Source organism: Acidithiobacillus albertensis, from assembly GCF_001931655.1.
Classification (GTDB): Bacteria; Pseudomonadota; Gammaproteobacteria; order Acidithiobacillales; family Acidithiobacillaceae; genus Acidithiobacillus; species Acidithiobacillus thiooxidans.
In genome coordinates this window covers 1-3,413 of record NZ_MOAD01000027.1, presented here as the reverse complement: position 1 = coordinate 3,413, position 3,413 = coordinate 1, and the positions used below count along the sequence as shown (strand labels likewise).

Sequence of the window (3,413 nt, the reverse complement as noted above, 5' to 3'; positions counted from 1 at the left end):
CTGGCGGCATATCCGGACCACCAATGCCATTGAGTCCACCTTCGCTACGGTACGCCACCGGACTACCCGGACGAAGAACTGTGTATCACGCAGCAGCTTTCTGGGATTGGGTTTCAAGATGCTGCAGCAGGCTGAAAAACGCTGGATTGGAATTTATGCTCCAGAGAAAGTCCTGCAGCTTTTTGCAGGGGTGAAATTTATCGATGGCATACCGGCTAACCTCACCCTGCTGGATGATCAACAGACCGCCGCCTGATCTATGTCAGAAAATGCTCATACACCAGATTTGACTATAGCTCGGCAATGCAACGAATTTGCATCCAGCGTTCGAGAACCGCGCGCCTTTGCTGCCAGAGGTTATTGATGCCCCACCAGCGTTTCAGATTATGGAAGAGGGGTTCGATCTGCCAACGATTGCCATAGAGGGTGACGATTTCAGGGGCGGTCAGATCGGTTTCGGAAGCGAGATAAAGGCGTGTGGGCGACCATCGATGGTGTTTTGTATCGTAGATAGCGCTCCAGACTGCCCGGACGGGATGGCCGTTGAGGAAGCGTGCCTGGGCGACGATGGATTGAAGACGGACTTTCTGCCATTTCCCATAGACAAACAGGGTGAGGATCTCCGTGGGGAGTGAGGTCAGGGCTTCCGGGGTCAGTTTGTCCCCATATTTCCGGGGCCGACCCCGTTGCGCTTTGGCGGGTTTGGGCGGGGGCTGCCGATACAGTGCGGTATCCTGGCGCACCTGGCCGATGAACTGGCCGCGCTGACGCAGCAGGGGCAAGAGCAGGCGGCGGCGCATGAACCAGGCATCGGTGAGCAAACGGACGGGTACGGGGATGTGGGGTATAAAGGCCCGCAGTAATGCCCCGGCGATTTTCAGCTTGTGGGTATTACCGGTGCGGGGCACGAGGCGCAAGCGAATGGGAAAGGAAAGGGCTTTGCCGGAGCGGCTCCGCAGGGTCAACGCCAGCCCTACCCAGTTCTGGGCGAGGACATAACGGGGGCGGTTGTGCTTATGGCTGTGATCGAAGTGGATGGTCGCGCCTGGGGCCTTGGTAGAGTGTCGCAGGACCAGCGTATCGTCGATGATCAACTCGACGATCGGCAGTGGCGGCAAAACGGACAGGAGCCATCGGACTTGGGCAATGGCCAGAACCTGGGTCCGCAAGGATTCACGCTCCAGGAGTTTGTAATAAGTGGTCCAATGGCAGCGCAGCGAAATATGGCTGAGGGCACGGGTGACCCAGCCATCAGGGGAGATCAGGCACCCGCAAAGCAGTTCGAGGAAGCTGCGCCGCGAGCGGGGCGGCACGGCCGCGAGAAAGTAGGAAATCCATTCTGAAAGGCGGAGGGTAACGAGACGCTGAAAGGACATGGCAGTGATTCCGAGAAGCCTAAAACGCTTCTCATTGGCCGACCCTTTTTTCCAAAGGGTCGGCCGCACGGCACTATCACGGTGTCAAGCACTTTCGTAGCAAAAATAGAAAATAAAAACCCGGCGGAGCCGGGCTGAATGTCTAAACTAGAGTTTTGAAAAAACACCCTTTTTCTGTCAGGCACTAAGTAGTACTACCCACGCACCGGCGACGGCAAGTACGTGATATCCTGTACAGCGTCTGGATGACCTTCTGGGTATGCAGAATATGGAAAACAATCGCCTCGAAATGGCAGAGCCTGCCGCTCGCGCGTCCATTGAAGCCCTTTTGGTTACCATCCATCAGCAAATTGACGTCGTCCGCCGACAAATCCAGGATCATATGGATGATCACCCGGACCTGAAATCCCAAAAGGCGCTCCTGCTGAGTATTCCCGGCATCGGCGAGGCTACCGCAGCTATGCTGCCGGCTTTCCTCAGTCCACTCACGCGCTTTCATTCCGCCAAACAGGTCGTCGCCTATGCGGGACTCAACCCGCGTATTCGTGAGTCGGGCCAGTGGGCCAGTAAAGGGCGCCGCTATAACGACCCTGTATTCACTAACTGGAATTCGCAATATTCTGTGAAATTCTTCACCACTGCGCGGAGCTTAGTTCGCTGCAAATAAGCCACGCCGAGCGTCAAGGCACGGAGTTTTTCGGAAATTTGGGCAGTCGCGAACTCTTGGTTATCCACTGTATGGGTTGTATGCACCGGGTAATTCAGAATACTAAAGCCGAGACCATTCGCAACCATGCATCGCACCATTTCCGGCTGAGAAGATTTGAATGCGAGTGAAGGGCGTAGCTCATGGCCTTCGAACAACGAGGCAAAATACTCACGACTATACGGCAAATCGAGCATCACGTAGGGTATGCGGGCTAGCTCGGCCAAAGAGATGCTTTTCCGTGACCCAAGTTGGTAGTCGCGCGGAAGTATTGCGTAAGGGGGCAAAGTCAACAATGGGCGGAATTCGATATCGTTGGTCAGGTCGAGATCGTATGTAAGTGCTACGTCGAGCAGCCCGTTCTTTAGCCCCTCCAACAACTCCTTCTGATGTTCTTCATACGTGTTGAAAGTGACGCCAGGATGTCTGGCGACAAAACCCCTGATTAGCGATGGAAGAAGCAAGGGGGCAATAGATGTCATGCACCCAAGTGAGATGGTACCTGTGGTTCCTAGATCAAAATCTTTTGCTGCCAAATGTAACTCCTCGGCTTGTTTGATCAGGACACGTGCTTTGACTAGTATGAACTGTCCAGCCTTCGTTAACGACAGACCTTGCGCGTGGTGGCGTATAAAAAGCTGTACACCAAGTGCCTCTTCAAGATCGGCTAGTGCCGATGAGATCGCCGGCTGCGAAATATTTTGTCGCTTCGCTGCAAGGGAGACCGATAGTACGTCGGCTGCGGTCACGAAGTAACGCAACTGACGCAATGAGAAGCGAAGTGGTAGAGGATCCATCTGCAACCTCAAAGATCAGTGTTGGTTATGCAGGAGTCTAATTGAAAAGCTAAAGTTTGACATGTATGAGCCGCTCCAGCTTTGCAAGATGTCATAAATCCACCCGTGCTTATCCGGGAGAGTGAACCATTCCGGGGGCTGAAGCCACTTATGCTGCATCCTTTGGCCTCGCCTGCTCATCCGTGCTCATCCCAGGGAACCAGCAGATGAAAGTTTTTCGTAGGTCATCGTTCAGGACCTGCACTCTTGTTTGCAGCAACAAATGCGCACCGCGTTGGGTCCAGCGCATCTGCTGCTTTTTCACGATGCGTTTACTGACCACGTAGTTCACCGTGAATTCGACAAAGGACGTGGAAATTACCTCATCATGCCGGTAGCGGTCGCGAGCTATGCTCGAAAGTGGTGTACGGGCGCGTTACAACTGGCTTGAATGAGGTGGCGTACTGTTGCTACAAAGGGTTTCCGACTCAAAGAGCAACATAAGGAGTACGCCGTGGAAAAGAATACCGTAATAGCAGGTGGGATGGGAGAGTT

2 protein-coding genes and 3 pseudogenes are annotated in these 3,413 nt (G+C 54.0%); 2 read left to right on the top strand and 3 right to left on the bottom strand.

All coding sequences use genetic code 11. The features are described 5' to 3' along the window. A pseudogene (locus BLW97_RS16515) lies at nt 1-256 on the top strand (IS256 family transposase); the annotation flags it as partial. 43 nt (nt 257-299) lie between these two features. On the opposite strand, the pseudogene BLW97_RS16510 reads toward BLW97_RS16515, so the two are convergent. Then, a pseudogene (locus BLW97_RS16510) lies at nt 300-1,376 on the bottom strand (IS701 family transposase); the annotation flags it as partial. Between the two features lie 259 nt (nt 1,377-1,635). On the opposite strand from BLW97_RS16510, the gene BLW97_RS16505 reads away from it, so the two are divergent. Beyond that, nucleotides 1,636-2,043, top strand: coding sequence for a transposase (locus BLW97_RS16505; protein ID WP_075323979.1), 408 nt, complete (start codon nt 1,636-1,638; stop codon nt 2,041-2,043). On the opposite strand, the gene BLW97_RS16500 is transcribed toward BLW97_RS16505, so the two are convergent. Both BLW97_RS16500 and BLW97_RS16495 read right to left on the bottom strand, forming a co-directional pair. Further along, nucleotides 1,956-2,879 (bottom strand): LysR family transcriptional regulator, encoded by a 924-nt coding sequence (locus tag BLW97_RS16500; RefSeq protein WP_075323978.1) that lies wholly within the window; start codon nt 2,877-2,879, stop codon nt 1,956-1,958. The genes BLW97_RS16505 and BLW97_RS16500 overlap by 88 nt on opposite strands. A gap of 148 nt (nt 2,880-3,027) precedes the next feature. Beyond that, nucleotides 3,028-3,261 (bottom strand): annotated as a pseudogene (locus BLW97_RS16495) (ISKra4 family transposase); the annotation flags it as partial. Nucleotides 3,262-3,413 lie beyond the last annotated feature (152 nt).

Coding starts and splice junctions, on each gene's coding strand:
- BLW97_RS16505 (WP_075323979.1), top strand. CDS start 1,636: ATGCAGAATATGGAAAACAATCGCCTCGAAATGGCAGAGCCTGCCGCT.
- BLW97_RS16500 (WP_075323978.1), bottom strand. CDS start 2,879: ATGGATCCTCTACCACTTCGCTTCTCATTGCGTCAGTTGCGTTACTTC.